The 21,631-nt window shown below is 65.8% G+C and carries 23 protein-coding genes; 1 reads left to right on the forward strand and 22 read right to left on the reverse strand.

The annotated features are described in order from the left end of the window. The 6 genes from IE267_RS34455 to IE267_RS34480 form a co-directional block, all read right to left on the reverse strand. Positions 1 to 1,365, reverse strand: a complete 1,365-nt coding sequence (locus IE267_RS34455; RefSeq protein WP_229861587.1) for an MFS transporter — start codon at positions 1,363 to 1,365, stop codon at positions 1 to 3. Beyond that, positions 1,362 to 2,123, reverse strand: a complete 762-nt coding sequence (locus tag IE267_RS34460; RefSeq protein ID WP_189765872.1) for a hypothetical protein — start codon at positions 2,121 to 2,123, stop codon at positions 1,362 to 1,364. The genes IE267_RS34455 and IE267_RS34460 overlap by 4 nt, the downstream gene beginning before the upstream one ends. 140 nt (positions 2,124 to 2,263) lie before the next feature. Beyond that, positions 2,264 to 3,310, reverse strand: coding sequence for a beta-propeller fold lactonase family protein (locus IE267_RS34465; protein ID WP_189765873.1), 1,047 nt, complete (start codon positions 3,308 to 3,310; stop codon positions 2,264 to 2,266). 102 nt (positions 3,311 to 3,412) lie between these two features. Next, the gene (locus IE267_RS34470) at positions 3,413 to 4,060 is read right to left on the reverse strand and encodes a TIGR02466 family protein (RefSeq protein ID WP_189765874.1); all 648 of its coding nucleotides are present in this window, start codon (positions 4,058 to 4,060) and stop codon (positions 3,413 to 3,415) included. 383 nt (positions 4,061 to 4,443) lie between these two features. Beyond that, positions 4,444 to 4,767 carry an ArsR/SmtB family transcription factor gene (locus IE267_RS40530; protein WP_189765875.1) on the reverse strand — a complete coding sequence of 108 codons (324 nt, stop codon included), beginning with the start codon at positions 4,765 to 4,767 and terminating at the stop codon, positions 4,444 to 4,446. 145 nt (positions 4,768 to 4,912) lie between these two features. After that, positions 4,913 to 5,896, reverse strand: coding sequence for a YncE family protein (locus IE267_RS34480; RefSeq protein ID WP_189765876.1), 984 nt, complete (start codon positions 5,894 to 5,896; stop codon positions 4,913 to 4,915). Positions 5,897 to 6,131: 235 nt separating this feature from the next. On the opposite strand from IE267_RS34480, the gene IE267_RS34485 reads away from it, so the two are divergent. Further along, positions 6,132 to 6,551 carry a VOC family protein gene (locus IE267_RS34485; RefSeq protein WP_189765934.1) on the forward strand — a complete coding sequence of 140 codons (420 nt, stop codon included), beginning with the start codon at positions 6,132 to 6,134 and terminating at the stop codon, positions 6,549 to 6,551. Between the two features lie 497 nt (positions 6,552 to 7,048). Here IE267_RS34485 and IE267_RS34490 read toward each other — a convergent pair whose 3' ends face one another. The 16 genes from IE267_RS34490 to IE267_RS34565 all read right to left on the reverse strand — a co-directional run bounded on the left by IE267_RS34490 (position 7,049) and on the right by IE267_RS34565 (position 21,169). Next, a complete protein-coding gene (locus IE267_RS34490; protein ID WP_268251619.1) occupies positions 7,049 to 8,350 on the reverse strand; it encodes an MFS transporter in 1,302 nt (433 codons plus the stop codon). Continuing rightward, on the reverse strand, positions 8,347 to 9,570 hold the full coding sequence (locus IE267_RS34495; RefSeq protein ID WP_189765878.1) for a condensation domain-containing protein: 1,224 nt from the start codon (positions 9,568 to 9,570) through the stop codon (positions 8,347 to 8,349). The genes IE267_RS34490 and IE267_RS34495 overlap by 4 nt, the downstream gene beginning before the upstream one ends. After that, the gene (gene rpiB / locus IE267_RS34500) at positions 9,563 to 10,066 is read right to left on the reverse strand and encodes a ribose 5-phosphate isomerase B (protein ID WP_189765879.1); all 504 of its coding nucleotides are present in this window, start codon (positions 10,064 to 10,066) and stop codon (positions 9,563 to 9,565) included. The genes IE267_RS34495 and rpiB overlap by 8 nt, the downstream gene beginning before the upstream one ends. Then, entirely contained in the window at positions 10,063 to 11,106 is a 1,044-nt protein-coding gene (locus tag IE267_RS34505; protein WP_189765880.1) for an NAD(P)-dependent oxidoreductase, read from the reverse strand. The genes rpiB and IE267_RS34505 overlap by 4 nt, the downstream gene beginning before the upstream one ends. After that, positions 11,076 to 11,789 (reverse strand): hypothetical protein, encoded by a 714-nt coding sequence (locus tag IE267_RS34510; RefSeq protein ID WP_189765881.1) that lies wholly within the window; start codon positions 11,787 to 11,789, stop codon positions 11,076 to 11,078. Before IE267_RS34510 ends, IE267_RS34505 begins: the two co-directional genes overlap by 31 nt. 266 nt (positions 11,790 to 12,055) lie before the next feature. Beyond that, positions 12,056 to 12,772: a sugar phosphate isomerase/epimerase family protein gene (locus IE267_RS34515; RefSeq protein ID WP_189765882.1), complete on the reverse strand. Its 717-nt coding sequence runs from the start codon at positions 12,770 to 12,772 to the stop codon at positions 12,056 to 12,058. 71 nt (positions 12,773 to 12,843) lie between these two features. After that, positions 12,844 to 13,377 carry a DinB family protein gene (locus IE267_RS34520; RefSeq protein WP_189765883.1) on the reverse strand — a complete coding sequence of 178 codons (534 nt, stop codon included), beginning with the start codon at positions 13,375 to 13,377 and terminating at the stop codon, positions 12,844 to 12,846. Next, positions 13,374 to 14,768: a coproporphyrinogen-III oxidase family protein gene (locus IE267_RS34525; protein WP_189765884.1), complete on the reverse strand. Its 1,395-nt coding sequence runs from the start codon at positions 14,766 to 14,768 to the stop codon at positions 13,374 to 13,376. Before IE267_RS34525 ends, IE267_RS34520 begins: the two co-directional genes overlap by 4 nt. Positions 14,769 to 14,794: 26 nt before the next feature. Then, positions 14,795 to 15,511, reverse strand: coding sequence for a glycosyltransferase family 29 protein (locus IE267_RS34530; RefSeq protein ID WP_189765885.1), 717 nt, complete (start codon positions 15,509 to 15,511; stop codon positions 14,795 to 14,797). After that, positions 15,495 to 16,649: an acyl-CoA dehydrogenase family protein gene (locus IE267_RS34535; RefSeq protein WP_189765886.1), complete on the reverse strand. Its 1,155-nt coding sequence runs from the start codon at positions 16,647 to 16,649 to the stop codon at positions 15,495 to 15,497. Before IE267_RS34535 ends, IE267_RS34530 begins: the two co-directional genes overlap by 17 nt. Then, complete coding sequence (locus tag IE267_RS34540) at positions 16,646 to 17,887, reverse strand: class-II aminoacyl-tRNA synthetase family protein (RefSeq protein WP_189765887.1); 1,242 nt, start codon at positions 17,885 to 17,887, stop codon at positions 16,646 to 16,648. Before IE267_RS34540 ends, IE267_RS34535 begins: the two co-directional genes overlap by 4 nt. After that, positions 17,884 to 18,144, reverse strand: a complete 261-nt coding sequence (locus IE267_RS34545; RefSeq protein WP_189765888.1) for an acyl carrier protein — start codon at positions 18,142 to 18,144, stop codon at positions 17,884 to 17,886. Before IE267_RS34545 ends, IE267_RS34540 begins: the two co-directional genes overlap by 4 nt. Before the next feature lie 5 nt (positions 18,145 to 18,149). Then, positions 18,150 to 18,947: an acylneuraminate cytidylyltransferase family protein gene (locus IE267_RS34550; RefSeq protein ID WP_189765889.1), complete on the reverse strand. Its 798-nt coding sequence runs from the start codon at positions 18,945 to 18,947 to the stop codon at positions 18,150 to 18,152. Positions 18,948 to 19,016: 69 nt separating this feature from the next. After that, on the reverse strand, positions 19,017 to 19,700 hold the full coding sequence (locus IE267_RS34555) for a TfuA-like protein (protein WP_189765890.1): 684 nt from the start codon (positions 19,698 to 19,700) through the stop codon (positions 19,017 to 19,019). Next, a complete protein-coding gene (locus IE267_RS34560; protein ID WP_189765891.1) occupies positions 19,697 to 20,911 on the reverse strand; it encodes a YcaO-like family protein in 1,215 nt (404 codons plus the stop codon). The genes IE267_RS34555 and IE267_RS34560 overlap by 4 nt, the downstream gene beginning before the upstream one ends. Positions 20,912 to 21,022: 111 nt before the next feature. Next, on the reverse strand, positions 21,023 to 21,169 hold the full coding sequence (locus IE267_RS34565) for a hypothetical protein (RefSeq protein WP_189765892.1): 147 nt from the start codon (positions 21,167 to 21,169) through the stop codon (positions 21,023 to 21,025). Between the last annotated feature and the right edge of the window lie 462 nt (positions 21,170 to 21,631).

Below are 21,631 nucleotides of genomic sequence, written 5' to 3' on the forward strand. Positions count from 1 at the left end.
TCACGGGTGGTGATCCGTCGCACCCGACACTGCCGTGGCCTGGGCCGCCCGGGCGTCAACGGCCCCAGTGGGCTGGGCTGTTGCGGCCGGTACCGGCTGCCCCTCCCCCACGTCGGACCGGGCGGGCCGAGCTCGGTTCCGGCTCATCTGGAGGAGGGTTACGGCGGCTCCTGTGGCGGCGCAGCAGGTGAGGATGAGCAGGGCGGTATCCCATTTCTGTGCTTGGACGAGGGTTCCGGTGATGGTGGCCATGATGCCGTTGGCGACGTCGGCGGTGGCGCCGATCCAGGTGTTTGCCTCGATACGCATGTCGTCGGTGGCGGTGGCGTCGGTCAGCAGGAAGGCGTTGATGAACAGCGGGGTGACGAACAGGCCCGCGATCAGGAGGAGGGTGGCGAGGAGCCAGAGGGGGCGGGCGAGGAAGAGCAGGAGTGCGGGGATGGTGAGGCCGAGGGTGAGGATCCGGTATTTATGCCACAGGTCGCTGCGCCAGGGCAGGGCTGCGTAGGCGATGCCGCCGAGGACGCCGCCGGTGCTGGTCGCGGCAAGGAGGGGGCCGAGCCAGGCGGTGGCGTGTTCGTGCTGGGTGTAGGCGGGGACCAGGATGCCGGTGCCGCCGAACAGGGCGCCCATGACCAGGAGCGGCAGCAGGATGGCCGGCATGCCGGGCAGGGCAAGTGGCCCGAGCCAGCGTCGCCCGCGGTTTCGCGGTGCGGCGGCCGATGGCGGTGTACGGGTGGGGGTGAGGTGGTGGCGGTGGGCTGCGGCGAGATAGAGGGCCATGACGGCTACGAAGCAGGCAGCCGCTGTCTCGTAGCCGTGGCGGGGGCCGAGCAGGACGAGGGCGGCTCCGGCAATCAGGGGGGCCAGGACGAATCCGGCCTCCTCCAGCACGCTGTCCGCGCTGTGGACGGCTTTCAGCTGGGCCTCCCCGGTGGCCAGTCGCCGCCAGGAACTGCGCAGGGCGGCGTTGAGCGGGGGGCTGGTGAGGGTGGCGGCGATGACCAGCGGGAGGGTGGTGGGCCAGGGCCAGGCGTAGTGGATGCTGGCTGTGACCAGGGCGAGCAGGAGGGTGGTGGCGCTGGCCATGGCCAGCAGCGTGCGCGGTCCGCAGCGGTCCAGGAGACGGCCGCGCAGCGGGGCGCAGAGGGCCAGGACCAGGGTGTAGGTGCCGCCGACGGTCGCGGCCCGGGCGTAGCCGTGGGCGTCAGCGAGGGCCAGCAGCAGCAGGATGGGCAGGGTCGCCGCGGTGGTGCGGGTCAGGAAGGCGATCGTGAGCAGTCCACGCACCGGGCGGCCGGTCAACAGGCTCAGCGTGCTGGGGTGTTCCGCGTCGATGCCGGTGGGTGGGCTGGAGGCGGTCACGGCGAGCCCTCCGGAGCGTTCGGTGCCTCGGGAGCGTTGTGCGCCTCGGCGGCAGCCCGGGGCGGGGTGGTCTGTGATGCGGTGGGAAGGGTGTGTGCGGTGGCGCGCAGAGAGTCGGGGTGCAGGAGCACGATCCGGGCGATCTCCTGCCCTCGGTGGATGGGGACGGGGTGGTCGGGCTGGACGGCGATGCTCATGCCTCCCCGCTCAGCCATCGCGTTGACGGCTTTGGCGGGGATCACGCCGAGTGGCACGCTCAGGCCCGGAGTGCGGGGGCTGGGTGGGGGCATGACCATGAGGAAGGTGCCGGTCGGGATGCGGGCGGCGAAGCCCAGGCGCCATTCCACGGTGCCCTGCCCGTTCGGGATGAACATGCCTTCCCAACCGCCGGTGGCCGTGCGGTAGTCGCCGAGATGGAGCCAGGAAGCATCCCCGGTGGCGATCCAGTCCTTGCCGCGCTGGAACATGCGCTGCCCCCCGAGTCGGCGGCCCACCTGCTGGGGGTCTTCGGCGTCAGGGACGGCCAGGCCGATTTCCTCCAAAGGCCGCATCGTGAGGGTGAGCGGGGAGCGCAGCGACCAGCCCAGTTCCCGGCCCAGGACCCAGGGAGGGCAGTCCGCGGGCAGACGGGGGATGCGCAGGTAGCGGAACGAGTCCCGGTAGACGTCGCGTTCCGCGCGCGCCTCGGCCCGGCCGGCCTTCGGCTTCTCGGGCAGCAGCGCCCAGGGGTGGAGCGGGTGAAAGGTGACCTCGGCCAATGTGGTCTGCTCCCGGACGAGAAAACAGGCGGTGCAGGGGGGTTTGGGTGCCGTTGCGGGCCCGACGGCTGGCCGGGCCCGCAACGGCCAGGGGCCAGGGAAACGGGGCGACGGCCGCGTATCCCTGGCCCGGCCGGGGGTCAGGCGCTGGTGTCGGCGCGGTTGAGGCGGCGCAGGCGCTCGGGCTCGGAGAGGGTGTCGAGGTCGAACATGACGACGGAGCAGGGGCCGTAGCCGACGATGATCTCCTCGTAGGTGAAGGTGCCTTCGTCGCGGTCCAGTGGCGCGGAGGTGAGGTCGACCATGGTAAGGCTGTTGGGGGCGAAGTTGGGGTGGGCGGCCATCATGCCTGCGCGGGCGAAGTTGGTGACGTAGACGGTCTGGTCGCCGGGGTCGACGACCAGACCGCGCGGCCCGGATCCGGTGGGGATCTGGCGGGTCACGGCGAGGGTGTCGACGTCGATGACAGCGATGGTGGAGGAGTTTTCGACCGTGACGAGCGCGTGGCGGCCGTCGGGGGTGAAGGCGACACCGCGCCCGCCGGTGGAGGCGACGTCCACGCGATGGGTCTGGTCGGTGGCGGTGTCGATGACGGTGGTGTAGTCGGCCTGGGTGTTGGCGACGAACACCCGCCGGCCCGAGGGGTCGATGCCCAGGCTGTAGGGGTGGGCCTCGCGGTCGACGGGGATCTGCGCGAGTTCGCAGACGCCCAACGGGTTGCCGTCGGCCAGCGAGGAGATGTCGAGCTTGCTGACGTAGCCGCCGCCCCAGATGCAGACGTAGGCGAGGGTGCCGTCCTTGCTGATGCCCATGTGTCGGGGATCGCGGCCGGTGGAGATCTGATGGACCTCGACGTTGAGTTCGAGATCGACGACCGAGATGGTGTTGGAGCCGGAGTTGGACACCAGCAGGTACCTGTCGCCCGGGACCAGGCCCTGGCCGCGCGGTCCGTGACCGACCTCGATCCGGCGGACCTCGTCCAGGGCGACCGCATCGATCTCCGAGATGGTGTTCTGGGAGGTGTTGCAGACGAAGCCGCGGCCGTCCTTGGTGAACTTCACCCCGCCGCGCGGGGCGTTGCCCACCGGGATCTGCTTGACGGTGCGGTGCTCGCCCGGACCGGTCTTGGCGACCACCGAGACCACGCCGTCGTCGGTGTCGGTCGAGAAGAACTGGATATTACGCATGGCGACTTTTTCCTTTTCTTTCGAGAGGACAGCAGACCAGGAAATGGGACAGGAATTTTTCCGGTCCGCGGGTGGACGTGCAGGCCGACACGGGATGCTTGGTCAGCCGGTGAAATAGTTCAGGTTCCAGGCAATGGAGATACGCGTCCCCTCGCCCGTGAAGGGGGGTACCGCGTGCTTGAGCCAGCCGGGAAAGACGATCAGCTCCCCCGGTGCGCAGGCGAGGCGGACCCGGTGGCTCTCCCCCGCCAGGCAGATCCCCGGGTCGTAGTAGTCGACCGCGGGCCGCGGGTCGAACAGATCGATCTCACAGACCCCGGGCGCGGCCACGTAGTAGACCGCGGACAGCGCCGTGTTGGGGTGGAAGTGCGGCTCGTGCAGATCACCCTCCCGGTAGAGCGAGGCCCAGCTCCGCGTCACCCCCACCGACACGGACGCCTCACCGGCAAGCTGTTCGCCCTCGCGGGCCAGGGAATGCGTGAACGCCTTGGTCAGGGGCATGCCGGTCAGGGACTCCACGAACTTGCCGGCAACCGAGCACACCCAGCCGCTCAGCCGCGCCGCGTCACTGCCACCCCAGGCGGTGAACTCCCCGGCCGTCTCCCGCTTGTAGCCGAAGTCCTTCACCCGTGCCCCCTCCCGCTCGCTCACAGCGGCGGCGAGTGACGGGTTCACCACGTCGGCGAACGGGCACCGCACACGGGCCACCGGCGTCGCGAACAACTGCGACACCATCGCCCGCGTCGTCACACTGACCTCATCCGGGCTCGGTTGCGGGGGCGGCGTGCGGGCTGTCTCGTATACCGACATGCGTGGTAACCCCCACAGTAAGTCAGCGAATTGCACGGTGATTTGAAGAAGATTTCTGGGGAGAGCAGCCCTCAGTGTTTCCCGGAATTAATGGCCTGGCAATCTTTTCGATCCTGCTCAAAAAGAGCGCACGCACCAGCCGTGCACCCTCACTCCTGTGCGGCGAGCGGCCTGTTCGTCAACGACGGGCCATTGGGTTGCACACCGCAGTCACGGTGGCAGCCGTCTGTCCCGCTCTCCCCGCCCGTCGCGGTGACAGGCAGGGAGAGGAGGGGGCGTGCGCGGGCGCCGCTCGCACGGGTGATGCCGTGGGAGAAGGGGGCTCAGGGTCTGGGGGGCGCGGGAGGTGCGGAAGGCAGCCCGTGGGCATCCAGGAGGCTGCGGCCCAGGGGCGTGAGGGTGTGGCGGACGCTGGCGCCGTCGCGTCGTGTGGTGATCAGCCCCGACCTGCCCAGGACGCCGGTGTGGTGCGATACCGTCGCCGCACTCACCTCAAGAGCCGCGACAATCTCATTCGTTGTGGCAGGGGCTCTGTTCGCGACCTGTCGCAGGACCTGAGAGCGGGTCGTACCGAGCAGGGCCGCCAGCGCCCGGGGCCCGGGAGCAGGCCGGCCGCGGCCGGTGGACAGGACGTTGGTGGGAGACATGGTCTCGGCCTTCCGACGTGCGATTGCTGGATACGCCCGCAGCCGCGCCGCAACCCGGGCCGACCTCTCGACGGCCCCGCGCGAACCGTGCGGCGGGGCCGGGCACCGGCCACTCCTATGCCCGGCCGCGCTGCTCGATCTGCCGTCAGGTCCCGTCCGGTGCGGGCTCGTTGGTGCGGGCGACCGCGACGGCGCTGGGACGGGTCCCGGTCGCCAGGGTGTCCAGCTGCGGCTCGCCGTCGGTGGTGGACAGGTCCACACCGTCCAGGTGCAGCACGGCCAGACGGCTGTGCTGCGCGAGGGCGCAGTACACTGTCCCGTCATCCGCGTCGACCGCGAGGTGCCGGGGACCGGGCCCGACGGGTATCTGGCGGGTGACGCGCCAGTCCAGCAGATCCACCACCGCGAGCAGCCCGGCGCGCTCCAACGCCACCAGGGCGAAGCCATCCCGGCCGGTCACCGCGACACCGGCCGGGGCCGCACCCGGCAGGGGCAGCGCCACGTCCGCGACCAGAACACCATCGTCGACGTTCAGCACAGGCAGAACGTCGCGGCGCGCACACGCCACGACTGCCCGTCCCCCGCACAGCGCGACAGCCCGCGGCTGAGTGTGCGGATGGGGACCGATTCCGGTCCGCCAGCGCAGGGAGATCCGCGCGGGATAGCCCTTCGCCAGCGGCGCCAGGTCCAGAGCCGCCACCGTGCCGGCTCCCCGCTCGCACACCAGCGCGGTGCACCCGTCGGCGCTCACCGCCATCGCGCCCGGTTCCCGCCCCACATCGATCGACGCCGCCGTTCGGCCTTCTACGGTGTCGATAACCGATACGGTGTCCGAACCCGCGTTCGCAACCAACAGGTACGGCGTGGCGGGGACCGATGCGAGGCTGCGCGGCGCCCAGCCCACCCGGATCCTGCCGGCCACGCGGCCCGCCGGAATGTCGACCGAGAAGACCTCGTCGCAGACCGCGAGTGCCACGAACAGCATCCCGCCGGGAGTGCACTGGGCCACCCCGAGCGGTCCCCGTCCCGTCGCCACCGATACGGACCGCCGGTAGGAGGAGGGGCCGGCTTTCTCCGTCACCGTGAGGGAGCCCGCCGCGGTGTCGGCGGAGACCACGAACACCGCCATCCTCGGCCCCCTCTCCCCCTCCACGACATGCACGCCGCCCAGCGGCCGCCGTCAGTGCACGGACCCGGCCGTCTTCTCCGTGATAGCGGATCGGCACAGCGGGAGAGACCCTTTTCCGTCAACTGTCCGTAACTGAACGGCATATGACCGACGGTGCAGCCTGGTAGAAACCCTCTCGATCCGGTATAGGATGCCGCCCCCAACTCACCCAAGGAGCACACTCTCCGTGACAGACATGGGCACGCCGGCCACCGGCACACTGCATCACGTCGAGATCTGGGTCCCCGATCTCACCCGCGCCATCGACGACTGGCAGTGGCTCCTGGAAGACCTCGGCTACACCCTCCACCAGACCTGGGAACACGGCCGCAGCTGGAAACTCGGCCCCACCTACCTCGTCTTCGAACAGTCCCCCGCCCTCACCCACACCCGCCACGACCGCCTCGCCCCCGGCCTCAACCACCTCGCCTTCCACATCGACACCCCCCACCACGTCGAACTCCTCACCAACAAAGCCCAGGACAACGGCTGGACCCTCCTCTTCCCCGACCGCCACCCCCACGCCGGCGGCACCCAGCAACACGCCGCCTACCTCGAAAACACCGACCACTTCGAAATCGAACTCATCGCCCCACCCAACACCGCGACCGCGTAGCCGATGGGCCGGGACCCCTGCCAGAGCCATCGCGAAGTTGTTTTCTGGGCTCGGTGAAAGCCCTGTGAGGTGGCAGCTCAGCGAACCGATGCCCCTGTCGGCCAGGGCGAGCCGGACGGTTCTTCTTCCGGGGCAGCTCGGGTTTCGGAGGCCGCCAGGACAGGGGCTCGCAGGCATTGGCGGTGCCGGGCGACAGCCCGTTCGGCGGCCTCGCTCAGGTTGTGCCAGAGGTACCACCGGTCCGCGACCTGAACGGCCTACGGTGCGCCGATGCGCCTACGGCTGACCATCGACAGCTCGGAGGGGGAAGGAGGCAGCCGCAGCTGGAAGCCTCACATGCGACGTCATCAGTTCCGGCCTCCAGTCCGCGATGCGGTTGCTCGCGTCGCAGGAACCAGCGGCCGGGTCCACAAACATGTTCGCCCGCCCCTCGGCCACCTCTTGACTAATTACATTGATCTCCAGGTAGTGGTGGAATCGGGCGCCCAGGAGCTACCTCACATTTCCTTGCTGACGGTCAAGCTGAAAGGGATCCATGCGCCGATTAAGAGGAGTGCGATGAGGAAGAGAGTAGATCGATATCCGATTATATCAGCCAAGGCCCCACCGGCCGCTGCTCCTAGAGGCAGGGCTCCCATGGCAATGGTCCGGAACGCGGCACTGGCACGCCCGATGGCGGTGGAGTCGACGCGTAGTTGACGTTGGGCGATGCTGTGTGTGTTGTAGATCGTCAGTCCGAAGCCGTAAAAGCAGAACGAGGCCACGATGAGGGCAGCCGACCACAGGTTGTTGCCTGTCGCCAACGGCACGAGGGATGGACCGAAGGACGCCAGTCCCATGGCAATCACCAGCACGCCGACAGGACCCAGCCGCTTGCCGGCGCCGGTCGCAGCGAAGGATCCCGCGACGGCGCCGATGCTGCCAAGGCCGATGCACACACCGATGATGTCGGTGGGAATGCCCAGTTCCCTCACGGCGAAGACCATGAACACCGTGAGAAAAGCTTGCTCGCAAAGGTTGAACCAGGCGCCTTCCATGAGCATCGCGCGTAGGACCTTGTCCCGAAACAAAACGCGGAACCCGAAGGTAAACTTGGGCCAAAACGGCTCGCCGTGATCCGCCCGTGGTTGACGACGTTCGGGGGTACGTATTCGCGCGAAGGCGATTGCGGCGAACAGGAAGGTGGCCATGTCGAAGAGGAACGCGAGTGCGGGAGTCGCGACCTTCAGCAGCAGTCCTCCCAGCCCGGACCCTCCAACCTGGGCAACTGAGTAGGACGCTTGCATGCGGGCGTTTGCGGGCACGAGATCACGCTGCGGAACCACAGACGGGAAGTAGGCATACCACGCGATGTCGAATACTGCGGCAAGGGCGCCCATTGCCAGGGCGCACAACGCCAGGTTCCATATCTGCAGTGAGCCCCACCAGATGAGTGTCGCAACTACCGCTAGGACCGCGCATCTGCTGATGTTGGCCCAGATCAGCAGGGGGCGGCGCGGCAGTGCGTCGACGAGGTGGCCCAAGGCCGGTCCAATGACCAGGATGGGGATCAGCTGGATTGCTGAAATCAACCCCAGCTGGCTGGGGGTTGCTCCCAGAACCGTCACAGAAACCAGTGGGAGGGCAAGTTGAGACACTACCGTCCCGACCATGGAGACCGACTGTCCCGACCACAGTCTGATGAAATCGGCGTTGTGTCGGAGCTTGGAGTCGGGCGCGGTGGTTCCCTCGTCCCGGGTCGCTTGGGCTCGTAGACGTCCGTTGCCTGTCTTTGCTGCTCTGCTCGCATCGTCGTTCATGCCTGAAGCACTCTCCGTTCGATGTGTTCCAGGAGCTGTTCAGCTGTTGCTCGTGAACTGTCTGAGTCGGGAATCCGGAGTGTGAGGCTCAGTTCACTGGTCATCACGGCACGCAGATAGTGCGTTGGCCCCACGGGCACGCCAATGGCGGTGAATGTCAGCTCTCTGCGCGGCGTAGCATCTGCGGCTCTTGATCGACTGCTGACAGGCGCGGAAACATAGTTGAACGATGGGGCATGGTCGAGCGCGTCCCGCTGATGCCCGGTGGACAGGAGTACGCGCTCGACCTCGTCCGCGTCGTAGACACCGTAACGAGCTGCGAACATGGCCTTCCGGGCTGTCTCCGCGAGCGAGTGGGTGTTTCTGTTCACGAGTAGCGGTGACCACTGGTTCATAGACGCGACGATGCGTTGCCGGGGCAGGTCGAAGCGGTTGGACACCATGGTGCGGATGAGGCGGTCCTCCGGCCCATCCATCTCGAGGACAGCTGCGCAGTAGGCATCGAGCAGCAGTACCGAAGGGGGGGCACCGCATTTGGCAGAGCGTTCGCGAACGACGGCCGTGAGTTGAGCCGAACGCAGCTTGCCTTCCAGGACGTTCTGTTGGCGGACCAGGCGGTGTGTTGGCACTGCGCGGGTGAGAATGTCCTGCCATCTGTTGACCGCACGGCTAGTAATCTTCTTTTCTCGTTCCCCGGATTCCAGTGCCAGGATTGTTCGGGGCCCAGTGGAAGGAATGGTCTGTGCGCCGGGCTTCGTCAGGGCGTCGTGCACGTCGTCCGCCAGGAGAGTCAGGCCCTGATAGTCGGTGGCCAGATGGTGGATCCTCAGTTCAAGGTGCGACTGTCCTTGATCATCCCTGTTGATGGTGGCGCGCCACGGGAGCCCGCCGACTACCTCGATGTCAGCTGATGCTGGCGAAGGTACGGAGGCATCCTTGGCCGAGCCATGAGTAAGGGGGATCTCCACCCCTTCTGGTGGGCAGACCGTCTGGTGCACTGGGCCGCGTTGGCCTTCGGGGGAGAACCGGGTGCGCAGCACTTCGTGCCGCTGCATCATCAAGGACAGCGCGGTGCGGACGTCCGAGTCCTCGATCCCGGAGGGAAGCGGTACGGAGGCTGACAGCGTGACTCCGGACCGGTCCTGGGGGGTGAGACTGGAGATGTCACGCCACACTGATTTCTGGCCCAGTGTCAAGGGGAGCGGGGCGTGTTCAGGCATGCTGGGACGCCCCTGGGCGAGTACCGGGGAGCGGACCCGTGGGTGCAGTGCCGCGCTCACGCGCTTCCAGCTCGGCGATCTGTTCGATTCGTCGCGCGTGCCGACCCGCTTCGTATGGTTCGGCCAGCCATGTCGTCAGGACGGTCTCCGCGATCGTGGGGGTGACCACCCGCGCTCCCATGGCAAGGACGTTGGCGTCGTTGTGCGCTCGGCTCATGCGTGCGAGATAGACGTCGTGGCACAGTGCGGCGCGGATTCCGCGTACTTTGTTGGCCGTGATCTGCTCACCCTGGCCGGAGCCGCCGAGGACGATTCCGCGGTCGGCTTCTCCTCGGGCGACGGTTCTGGCGACCTGCTCCACGATCGGCGGGTAGTCGGTCCGCTGGTCCGAATGGGTTCCGTGGTCGTCGACTTCATGACCCCGGCGTTTGAGGCACTCCACCAGGTAGTTCTTCAGACCCAGCCCTACGTGGTCCGAGCCGATGGCTATTTTCATGTGAGGTGCTCCAGGTGCTGGATGCCACGTCGGCTGCCGTGAGTTTCGGACAGGGCGCGCACAAGGCGGGCGGCGGCTCCCTCGTGCAGGTCACGCACGGCCTCGGGAGAGGCGAACGCGACGTGAGGGGTCAGGAGAAGCCGACCGTGAACGGTGGGATCCTCCTTGCACCACTGGCTGATCAGCGGGTCGTCCTCTTGGAACGGTTCCTGCTCAAGGACGTCGAAGCCCGCGGCACGAGCAACCCCTTTGTCGAAGGCATGATTGAACGCCTGCCAGTCGACGAGGCTGCCCCGTGCGGTGTTGATCAGTATTTGTCCGTCGGGAGGGCCGCTGGCTGCGACATCGTCCCAGTAGTGCCGGTCGATCATGTGCTGGGTGAGCGGGGTGGCCGGGCAGTGCAGGGTGCAGATGTCGGCAGTCGCGACTTCTCGCACCGACTGCAAGCGGGGCCATCCGTGTGCCAGTTCGGTTCCCTCGGGTAGAAACGGGTCGAAGAACATGACCTCGATTCCGAAGGCGGCGGCTCTGCGGGCCACGCTGAGTCCGATGCGTCCGAGTCCGACGACCGCCAGCGTGCGCCCCCGCAGCCGGAAGCCGTTCTCCAGGTCGGCGCGCCAAGCGCGTGTCCCACCTTTGCGTAGGCGCTCGGAGCGCGCCGTGAGCTGGCGACTGAGGTCGAGGATCATGGCCATGGCGTGGTCGGCGACATCGGTGGTGCCGTAGGCCGGTACGGAGTCGAAGCGGATGCCAGCGCCTTCGATTTCATCTACCTTGACGTTGTCGATGCCGACGCCGAGTCTGACCAGGGCCCGAACCTGGGGGAAGCGTGTGAGGCGTTCGCGGTCCCACTGTTCGCGATGGTCGGCGATGATGCCAATGATCTGGTCTGGGTGGCGTACGTCCTGCGAGTGCTCGGCCTCAAGGACGGCGTAACCGTCGTCCGTGAGTACGGCACGGGCGGTGCTGCAGAGCTCTTGGTCCGCCTGCCACAGAATCGTTTCGTGTGTCACCACTGCTTTTGTACCTCTCCTGCGCACCGGAAGAATGTGGCCAGCTCGTCGCGGCCCCAGTTGGTCTCCAGGATTGTTTTGAGCGCCTCGAACCAGCTGCGGACGAAGAAGTCCCAGCCGTCGACGGCCCGTCCCCCGGTCGACCCGGTTGTGGCCTGCGCGCGGGCTAGCAAGGGGCGTTGTCCTCGGTAGTTCAGCTCCCAGAAGAGGCTGCGTGCCGGGAGAGGGGTGGTATCGGCCAGTGGGGATCCAGGGGTGTCTTTCCCCAGTCCGGTGGCATTGACGAGCAGGGTTCCCGGTGGTGCCTCGGCGACGAGGGAGTCGTTCTGGGTTGCTGGTGCGAGTGCGACCCTGCCTCCGTCCAGACCAGCGGCCTCAAGGATGTGGCGCACTTCCCGTCGGCGGGCTGACGACTGTTCGGTGAGGATGACCTGGCGGACCCCGCTGGCCTCCGTGAGTACGCAGGCGAGAGCAAGGCCTGCGCCCCCGGCGCCCAGGACGACGGCGTGCCGCGCGCCCGTCTCCCAGCGGCTGTCCGCGAGGAGTTCCTGCACGATGTCCCCGCCGGCCGCGACGTCATGAGCTGAGGCGTGGAGGCCGTCCGTGTCAACGCGGAGGGTGCCGGCTTCGCGCAGTCTGCGGACGTCCTTGGTGACGGTGGCATAGCCGGTCAGGTCCCGTCCCAGCTCTGTCTTGTGGCCGGTTGTCAAGACCCCGGCGGCCTGGGGGTCTTGGCGGACCAGCGACAGTAGTGTCCCGCGGGGGGTCCCGGACGGGGCATCGATACAGACGAGCCTCAACGGGATATCCATGGCTTGCGCCCACAGCGGGAAGCATCGTGCACCGGCCGAGGCGTGCGCGGTAATCCCCAGGTAGTAGACCGACGGCGCCTGAGCCGCAGGGCCGGTTTCGATGACTCGGGAGATGTGCGCGGGGAGATGGACTGGTGGGGAGGGCTGGAGTGTGCGTTCCCTGGTCAGTGGAGGCTCCCCGCTGTCCAGGCCGTGCTCACGAGGTCGCGGGCCCAGGACACCCCGAGGTCACGGGGGCCTGATCCTTCGTATTCGATCACGAGGTAGCCGCCGTAGTTCGTGTCCCGCACGAAGGTGAGCAGGGGCGCGTGGCGTGTGGCGTCGGGGCCACCCGGACCGTCGCTGTCGTGGACCTTTACATGAAGGTGGACAATGCGGTCGGCGAGGGTTTCAAAGGCCTGGGCGAACAAGGAGCCGGGAAGGTAGCCGCCGTCGATGCATACGCCCACCCCGGGCGCACCGACGTGGCCGAGCAGCCTCGGCAGGATGTCCAGGTCGCTGGAGAGCCCGCCATGTGTCTCCACTGCGAGCATCAGCCCGAGCCTATGGGCGTACGCGACGAGATCGTTGAAGGCCGCCTCCACCCGCGTCAGCGCCGTTGGTGTGCGGGAGGCCGTTCCGGTCCAGATCCGTACGATGTGCGCACCCAGCTGGCTCGCGGTCTGCAGCCCCTGCCGTGCCCGGTCAATCTCCAGCTCCAGCGGCCTGGTGGGGTCGGTGAAGTCGTTGCGAATAGCGAAGCTCGGGGTGGTCAGGTTCTTCGCGGCCAGCTCCTGCAGGGCTTCGGGTGCGTGCGAGGGAGAGGGCACCGTCCGGTCGCAGAGTTCCACCGCACGGAACTCCAGTCGCCGGGCCTCGTCGAGGAACTGCAGGCGGGACATGGTTCCGCTGCGCAGGCCCTCGCCGTAACTCGAGACCCCGAGCGTAATTCGGGAGTGTGCTGTGTCATCCATCACGAGGCTCGGGGTCCCTTGTCGTTCAACGAACGCAGAACAGTGAGCTGTCCCATGTGCGCGAATGTGTCGGCCAGGAGAGCCGCCAGGCGCTCCTCGACCGTGTGCACGTTGCCCAAGGTGGGACTCTCGACGCGACGCAGCCCGTCGGTGTCGGGTGCGGAGGAGAGGTAGTGCTCCGCCAGCTCCTGAACTGCCGTGTGGTAGGCGAGAAGAATATTTGGGGAGGGCGACTGGAAAGCGATGACGTCCTCCTCGCGATGGCCGAAGCCGGTATCCGACGGGTCACTCGTCCGACCGAATTGTCTAGCCCAATCGTCCGTGGTCCATAGCTGGGGCCACCCCGCTGCCTCCGAGAGGTTGCGGTCGATGCCCCGGGTGAGGTGCCATGCCGTCCAGCCGATGGAGTTCGGCAGCTCCGAAGAGCGGATATTGACCGCCTGGGCATCCAACCCGTCCAGCACCGTGGCGAGTTCCCTGCCGGCGCGCTGAAACTGACGCAGGGCCAAAGCCTGCCAGGTGCCCGGCTTCACTTGTGCGCCTTCGCACCCTTGCGGACGCCGGTCGCATCCTGGTTGTACGGGTTGACCTTGGTGCGCACTGCGTAGAGGAAGGAATCCGTCATGCGGGCCTTCTGCGCGGGGCTGAAGAACTCGCGTGAGACGTTCCCCGCCCACAGCATGCCGGACTCCGTGAGGCCGATGCGCTTCCCGTTGTTCCACACGTGGCCCGATTCCACGAGATCAGCCACGAGGGGGGCGAAGAGCGGTTCGTAGAACGGGATGTCCTGAAGATCGATCTCCAGCAGCATGGCCGGGAAGAGCACCATGAGGCGGTGGGCCTCTTCTTCCGGTGAGCACAGCGCGCCGAGCTCGACAGGGAGTGTGCCAGCTTCCAGCATGTTCACGTAGTCCGTGATGGAGCTGGTGTTGATGGAGTGGCGGCGGCCGACGAACGCCCGCGAGGACGGGCCCACGCCGAGAGCCTCCCCTCGCTGGCGCAAGCGGTTCTGGCTCACCTCGATGAACTCGTGATGGGCTGGGGCGACGAAGGTGTAGGACCGTGCGGGGCGCCACCCGATGTCGGCCATCCGGGATGCGATCTGTCGGAACATCGCGAGGTTCTGCTCGTTCGATGGCAGGTGCGTATATGCCCTTCCTTCCTCGACCCTTGCTTTGAATGTGGTGTTCTCCCACAGGGTCAGCGGATAGAAATCAATGTAGTCGGGAGCGAGCTCCAGCCCCTTGGTAATGTCGTCGTCCAGGGTTTCCTGAGACTGGTCGGGGAGGTTGTACAGGATGTCGATGGCGAACTCGGCGATCCCGACCTCACGGATCATCTCCGCAGCCCGGCGTAGGTCCTCAACCGTCGGTTTCAACCCGAGTTTGCGGCGCAGTTCTTCTTTGAAGGTCTGCACACCGTAACTGACCCGGTTGACACCGAGAGAGTGGAGCAATTCCAGCTTCTCCCGGCGGGCAAGGGTCAGCGCATCCCCTTCCATCGTGATGACGGCGTCCTTCTTGAGGGGGAAGGATTCATGGATGGTCTGGAGTACTCGTTCCATGTACTCCGGCTCCACCGAGGTCGGGGTACCGCCCCCGAATTCGACCCATTCCAGCGTCCGTCCTTCAAGGTACGCCGACTCTCCGAGCATGCGGAGCTCCTGGACCATGGCATCGAAGAACCGCTTCTTCAGCTCCGGCGGGGTGGCCTGGTTGAGTACCTTCATGAACGGACAGAAGTGACACAGGTAGTCACAGAACGGCACGTGAACGTACAGAGAGTACGGATCGCGCCTGCTGCTGGGCTCGTTGAGGAATGCTGTGAAGGAGTTCACGTCGGAAACCAGGTCGGTATGCCGACTGAGCTTGGGGTAGTAGAAGAATTCGCGGAGTCGGTTGCTGAAGTCAAGTTTGTTGGACATCTCTCTCCTGGGAGTGGGAGCAGCTGCTAGGAGATCTCGCCGGGGCTCTTCACGGCCAGCGCCTCCGTAAGTTCGTCAGGCATGAGTACGGCCCCGCTGAAGGAGTCCAGCAGCGTTCTGATTGCTGCTCTCTCCGCGTGCGTATTGTGGCTGTGGGCGACGACGGCACGCCGCTCGGGCGCGTCATAGACCGGGTCCACGAAGTAGTGGATCTGCGGACTTGCTGCAAAACAGTCGAATCCCGCAAGAACCAGTCGCTGGACGGTGGGAATCCGAGTGATCACGCGGAGTGCCACCAGGCCTGACGAGGGGTTTCGTCCTGATGCATCGTCGAAAGGTATCCCCAGCAGCGTGTAGAGATCCGCGAAGTCACGGTCTGCGATCCACGCGGTGGGCAGGTCTTTCAGCTGGGGGCGCTGGCGCAGCATGATGCCCAGAGCAGCGTTGTGAGCGAATCTGGTACCCGCCGGCCGTGACGCCAGCACGCCGCGGACTCCGTCGGCCCGCAGTTGCTCGGCTGGGTAGGTGTGCAGGAGGTGTGTGACGAATAAGTCCGTACGCCGCCCTACATGCTCCTCAAATCCTCCGAGAGCGTAGGAGTTCATGCGGACGACGAGATCACACTCGTCGATGGCCGGCCCGAGGCGCGAGCGTCCCGCTGACGGGCCATTGCCGACGAGCGCGACCGATCGGACCGGACCGAAGTGCTCGTCCAGCCACGCGCTGTCAAACGATCTGAACATGCCCGCCCTTTCCCGCGAGTCCGGCGAGCGTGATCGCATGCAGGGCATGCGGTGCTCCGCCAGCCAAGGCCTGTGCTGAAGCCGACCTGCACCGGTTCTCCAGGTCGAGTCGGCTGCTGTCCTGGGCCGCTGTCAGAGCCGCCGCCCCGCTGAGGGAGCGCTCGACACCCAGGGCAGCCATCAGCACCTTGACCGTCTCGTGCTTGGCGATCGCAGCGAGATCCGCTGGCACCGTCCCGTGCTGCACATAGGTCGAGCAGAGGCTCTGGACCAGTGAGGTTACGCAGGTGAGGCGTTCTGCCAGCTCGGCCATCTGCACTTGGACGGCCGAGTGGCTAAGAAGGCTTCCCGCGCGACGCGGGGCGCTTCCGACATGCTGCACGCCCTCCACCACCGCCCAGGCGGCGGCACAACTCATGAGGGAGAGGAACAGCCGCTCCACCGAGAGCACTGGCCCCAGTTGGAAGGAGGCCAAGGGGCGCCCGCCCAGGAGGGCTGTCTCAGGCACCCGCACCCCGGACAGGTTGACGGTGCCACTTCCCAGAAGTTCAAGCCCACGCCCCATCGAGGTTGGCTCCACCGTGATTCCGGCAGAGTCGGCAGAGACGAGGAACAGGCCGACACTTGTGCGACCGGTGGTGGCCACGGCCGCTGATACCAGCAGGATGTCGGCGATCACCGCATTGGTGACGTAACGCTTCTCTCCGTCGAGTACATATCCGTCGTCGACGGAACGGGCGGTGGTGGTCAGATTGGTGAGTGATGAAGCGCTCTCTGCCTCGCTGAGGGCCACAGCCAAGAGGGTGGAACCGCTTGCGCAGCCGGGCAGCAGTCCCTTCTGGTCCGCCGTTCCGTGGCGGCGCAGCGCCGAGGGCACGACATCGCTTTGCATCCACAAGGGCAGGTCGAGAAGCCATTGCCGACCGAGCTCTTCGGCTATCGCAAGCGAGCGGTGGCGCTCTTGCGGCTGGCTGTCTGCGGCTGCGGTGAGGCAGCCACTTTGCGCGGCGGTCTGCCACATCTGCCGCAGGAGTGCGGCCGGCAGCGGTTGCGGAGCCGTGTGTGCCGTCGAGGCGATTCTCTCCACTGCGCCTCGTAGTTCGGTGCGCAACGCCACGGGCGGTGCGGTAATGGTCATGTCGAGGACACCCACTCCCGCACCGCCACTCGGCCCGGCCGATCGGCCTGCGCTGCCACGGCGCGGGCGACGATGCTCGGCCAACGCCTCGGGTCGGTGCCGTGCTGGGCGAGGAAGGCCAGCGTGAAGCGCTCCAACCCGATGCCCACGCAGGCGGTGGAGGCTGGCGCCCCGTCGCTCAGCCCAATGTCGTACTGGGCGGCCAGATGCTGTCCGTGCTGGTTGAACGAGGCGGCGGCGACGGTCTCGTCATCGTCCAGGAACAGCCGGAGCTCAGTCTTCGAGCCGATCATCTGCTGGGCTGCGGCCTTGGCTGCACCGTTGTCAGCAAGGAAGAACGGGTCGTGGGCAGACTCGCACAACCCGGCCAGGCCCAGTTCGTCGCACAGCGCGGTCACCAACCCCCGGTAGCGCTCCAACCCCCTACGGACGTCGTCGCGTTCACCGATCCAGACCGTCTCGCGGATGGTGAAGTCCCACAGCCGGCGCAGGGGCGACTCGTAGCGGTGCTCAAACCGAAAGGAGCTGCCCACGGCGGTGAGGACCCGCAGTTCGTCGGAGCGGGTGCCGACGTGCGAGTCATAGATGTAGTAGCACATGGTCGGCGGCAGGCAGTACTCCACCGGGATAGTCGCCGACTCAAGCTCGTTCAGCGAGCCGCCGCTGCGACGGTGGTCGCGGAATCGCTCAAAGTCAGCCGAAGTGTTGCGCAGGCGATTTACCGTCAGCAGAAGGTTGGGAAACGACTCCAGGTAGCCTCCCCGCTCCAGCACGGACGTTCCCAGAAGGGTCGGAAAGCGGTGGTGCTCCGCCCCCGCGACGTCCATCGACAGGGCGGCAAACATGTCGTCGAGGACGGTGAGGAGGTCGGCGTGGGCGCCCCGCAGGCTGATGGTGCCTGGTCCGTGAACGCGAGCATCGCCGGCGTCGATCAGCTCCCGGATCACGTCGTCGGCCCGGATCCCGGAGCCCGGTCCGCTGGGACGTCGCGAGCTCCAGACGCGTTTGGGCTCTACCGACCGCAGCCCCTGCGCCTCCTGCATGAGGGTCTCGATCAGACTCTCCGGTCGGGCAGTCCTTGTGATCGGGCCGACAAGCCGCAGACCAGTGATCTCGTCGCCGTCTTCGATCAGCGCGAAGTCGTCGATGTCCTCATCGAGATAGAGGACCCGGCGAGTGAGCTCGGGACCCAGCCGTGCCGGAATCCTCTCAGGGAAGGCCACCTCTATCTGGCTCACACAGCCACCGATCCATCGGCGCTGTCACGCACGAGATCAGCGATGGAACGGGGCGTTGCGAATCGCTCGAACTGGAACTCGCTCTCGGGTATCTCCACCCCGAGTGATTCCTCGATGTAGCCCATGAGGCTAACGATGCCCAGCGAGTCAAGTTGCCCGTTTTCCAGGATAGGGGTGTCCGCCTCTACCTCCCCGCGCCAGCCCGGCATGCCTGCCAGGAACTGAAGGATACGGTCAAGGATCTTGGCGTGCTCCATGACTGTCACTCACCCCTCATGGAAGGACTATCGGCAGTTCCCTGCCCGGTCCCGCCGATCGCCTGCATCAGGTCGTACGGCGTGGACGTTTCGGTGAACCCGTGCTCGCGCAACCACCACTCGGTTCGGGCGACCCCGTCCGGGTTGTCAATGTCCAGGCCCCCGGTTTGAAAGAGCGGAGCCATTTTGTTTCCCGTCCAGCGGAATGGCAGCTGGCCGACAGCAAGATTTGTGCACCGCTCCCTGAGGATCCAGGCCGACCCGTCGCAAAAGTAGACGTCGCCCTGTGAATCGCGGTCGCACGAAGCTCCCGGAATGGCATTCACGTCCACGAACGGCTGGATCAGGCCGCTCCCATCAATACGCCGTGCGCGTACGGGCGAATATTCGTTGTAGCGGGAAACAGTCAAGGCGCTGTCAAGCGTCGGATCGTCCTCCAGCATGCCGATACCCCTGTCGATGATTCCCGGGGTTATCGTCGCCGAGTTGCAGAGCAGAAGGGCGAAGATCTCCACACACCCACGGCGCTTGATGATCTCCTGGTGCCCATGTACCACCACGTCTTCGACCAGTGCATCACTGGTGGCCAACGCAGCCGGCCGATCTATGATCGTGGCTCCGAACGAGCGGCCGATTGCTGCGATCTCCGCGTCATCCGTGCTGAGGTACACTTCGTCGATTTTTTTGCTGTGCTGTGCGGCGAGCAGTGGATAGACCATCATGGGCCTGTCCAGCACTTTGCTCGTGTTTTTTCGGGGTAAGCCTCGGCTTCCACCCCGGCCGATTAACAGGGCAGGATGCATCGGTCATTCCTTTCCATTCGCTCTGCGCGTCGATGGGCTTCTGAAGTCCCGGCGTGTGAGCGCCTTATGTTAATCTCCGCCGTGCCCCGTTGTATTTTTCCACGGCGCATCTTCCAAGAATCGTATAAGGTCGCTCTGCTTCAAGCGGAACCGGTCAAACTCGTCGATCTCGCGCGCGATGACTTGCTTGTCACAGCCGAAGGAATCCACCAGCAGAGATCTCATGAGGGGGATAGTCCGGTCTGCGTACCATCGCCTCTTCAGTGAAGCATTGATCTCATCGCTGTCCTTCGGGGACAGGTGACTCTTCTGGACGAGATACCCGGTGAACTCCCGAAGATGGATCAGAGGTTCGGACATCGGCCGGTGGGGTGCCTCGACAGCGTGCATGAGCGCGACTTCGTCGTCGTCCAGATCGGAGTCATCCGCATAGTGCTGATACACCGCTCCGAATCCCCGGACTCCCAGCGTGTGCATCTCGGCGGCCCGGATGGCCCCCATCGAGCACAGGCCCCACACTGTCCAGCCTTCCTCCAAGGCGTGTCGGATCTCGACATGGCCGACCGCAGGGAAGGCATGAAACGTGCCATCAGCGATGGCGAGGACGCCGGGGGCCAGCGCTTCGTCCAGGAGCCGCTCGACGTCTCCACGCCGGGCCGGCGGCTTGAGTATCACGTCCTCGTGCTGCAGGAGGGCTTTGTCCACCCCGTACGCGGTGGGGCCGAGAAACAGGGTGATGGGCGTTGCAGTCACAGTGAAGCGTCCCCCGTCGTGGCCAGTGCGGCCAGCCGCGGGCCCACACGCCTGAGTCCGGGCTGGAAGGATTCCAGCTTGGGCGCAATAAGCTTCACGACTGCCAGCGGTGAGTCGGCAGGAGAGAGTACGACCCGCAGAACCTGGCGTATCCCTTGAGCGCGCAGGGAATTGAGGAGTGCCTTCAGCGCGTCCTGGATGGTCGTTGTTGCCGCGGAGGAGTCCCCAATCTGCGAATAGCGGATACTTCGGCTCTGATCCCTGGCGCGCCTGCGTACCTCGGCTTCGGCCTTGCGCTCCACACCGGCCCCCCTTTCGGCAAAGAACTGGTGCCGGTCTATCAGGTCGTCACGGCCCCCGTGAATGTAGGACAGTCGTGACTGGGCGGCTTCGGCGAGCGACCGCACCGCCGCGATGCTTTTGATGACGTGCAGGCCGGCCCCCTGGGAGATGGAAACGGGATAGTCGGAGGAGCGTTCCAAAATGAACGTTTCGAAATACGGCATGCTGAACTCGTTTGGCGTATACCGAACGGCACAATCCAGTCCGGCGCCGTCGATTCGCTGGCGTAGCTGGTCAATATCCGGAGCTTGTTCATCGAAGTGAACATACTGGGATGTATTGCGGAAGAAGTTACGGGCCTGGATGTCCCGCTCGATCAGCTCTGCGATCCCGTGCACTGTAGCCTCTTCCACGGTGTTTCCTGAAGCGAGTCCCGTGGTGCTGGTACCGAAAATCTGCTGCCCCGGATTCTCCCGATAGGGGAAGAAGACGAGTTCAGCGGGGATCAGCAGGCTTGCCCCCGTTGAGACGTCCTCGGCTTCCACGCAGGCCAGTACACCATCGGGGTCGACAGGATGCCCGAGCTGCGGACACAGATCGACGAACGAGAAATCGACTCCGCGCTGCGTGATGAAATTGCGCGGGCTCGTGAGTTCCACTTCCGGGCCACCCGCCCGCGGCTCCGCCAGTGCGAACTCGATGGCCTCCATGTAGGCACCGACACGCGCCTCCTCTACCCGAACCCCCTTGCCGGCATTGACGCACAGGGAGCCCGTTGCCGCCCCAGGTCGGATACTGGCGAATACGGGGATGCCGACACAGTCCAGCCACGTTGTGTCGGTGACGCGTGTGATGCCGAGCTCGGAGGCCATGGCCCTGGCCCAAATCAACGTGTCAGAAAGCGTTGCGGCACGGAGGCTTGAGGTCATGCGATGCATTTAAGAGCTCCACTTTTACGGGAACACCTCGGTTCAGGCTGACCGCGGATGGTGCCGTGACTGCGGTCTTGCGATTCCGCAGTCACGGCACCGCCGGGGCCGTTAGGCCTGCGGCTCCTCGTGTCGGCAGACGTTCTGGATCCCGGCGTACATGCACACGTTCTGGATCCCGCCACGCATGACGCCCTCATCGTGCAGCAGAGAGGAGAACTGCGAGACAATGGCCTCGTCCAGCACGAAGTTATCCATTTTGAGCCCTTCCCTATCCAAGTGGCCGACTGATCATCGGCGACCCCAGAAGCCTACGAATTGAACGATTCGACATACAAGGATGGCAGGGGAGTTGGCTTGAAATACTCCCGAAACAGAAGCCGAGTCCCCCTCGTCGATCCAGAGGTGGAATGTCCGGTTCAAGCGCCCGATTTCCTGCCCTCGTTCCCCTGTCTCGGCACTTGACCTCCACTCTCCCCTAATTATCCGCATGTTGAATCCATCCCTCCGGGCGGCCTGATTGCCGCGCCTTGAAGATCTCGTTCCGCTTCTCAGGTGATGTCCGATAGAAGTGTCCAGGTGTCTGATAAAGGTGCATCACTGCGTGTGGCTGACGTGCCCGGGCGATGGCAGACTCCGGCCCGCTTTGGGCCAACCGACAGTGTCAACCGGTGCGGTCTCCGAGGCGCTCTTCCGGTTGATGGCCAGGTCCGCGAGTCG

Origin of the sequence: Streptomyces xanthochromogenes (assembly GCF_014650455.1) — a bacterium.
Taxonomy (GTDB): Bacteria; Actinomycetota; Actinomycetes; order Streptomycetales; family Streptomycetaceae; genus Streptomyces; species Streptomyces xanthochromogenes.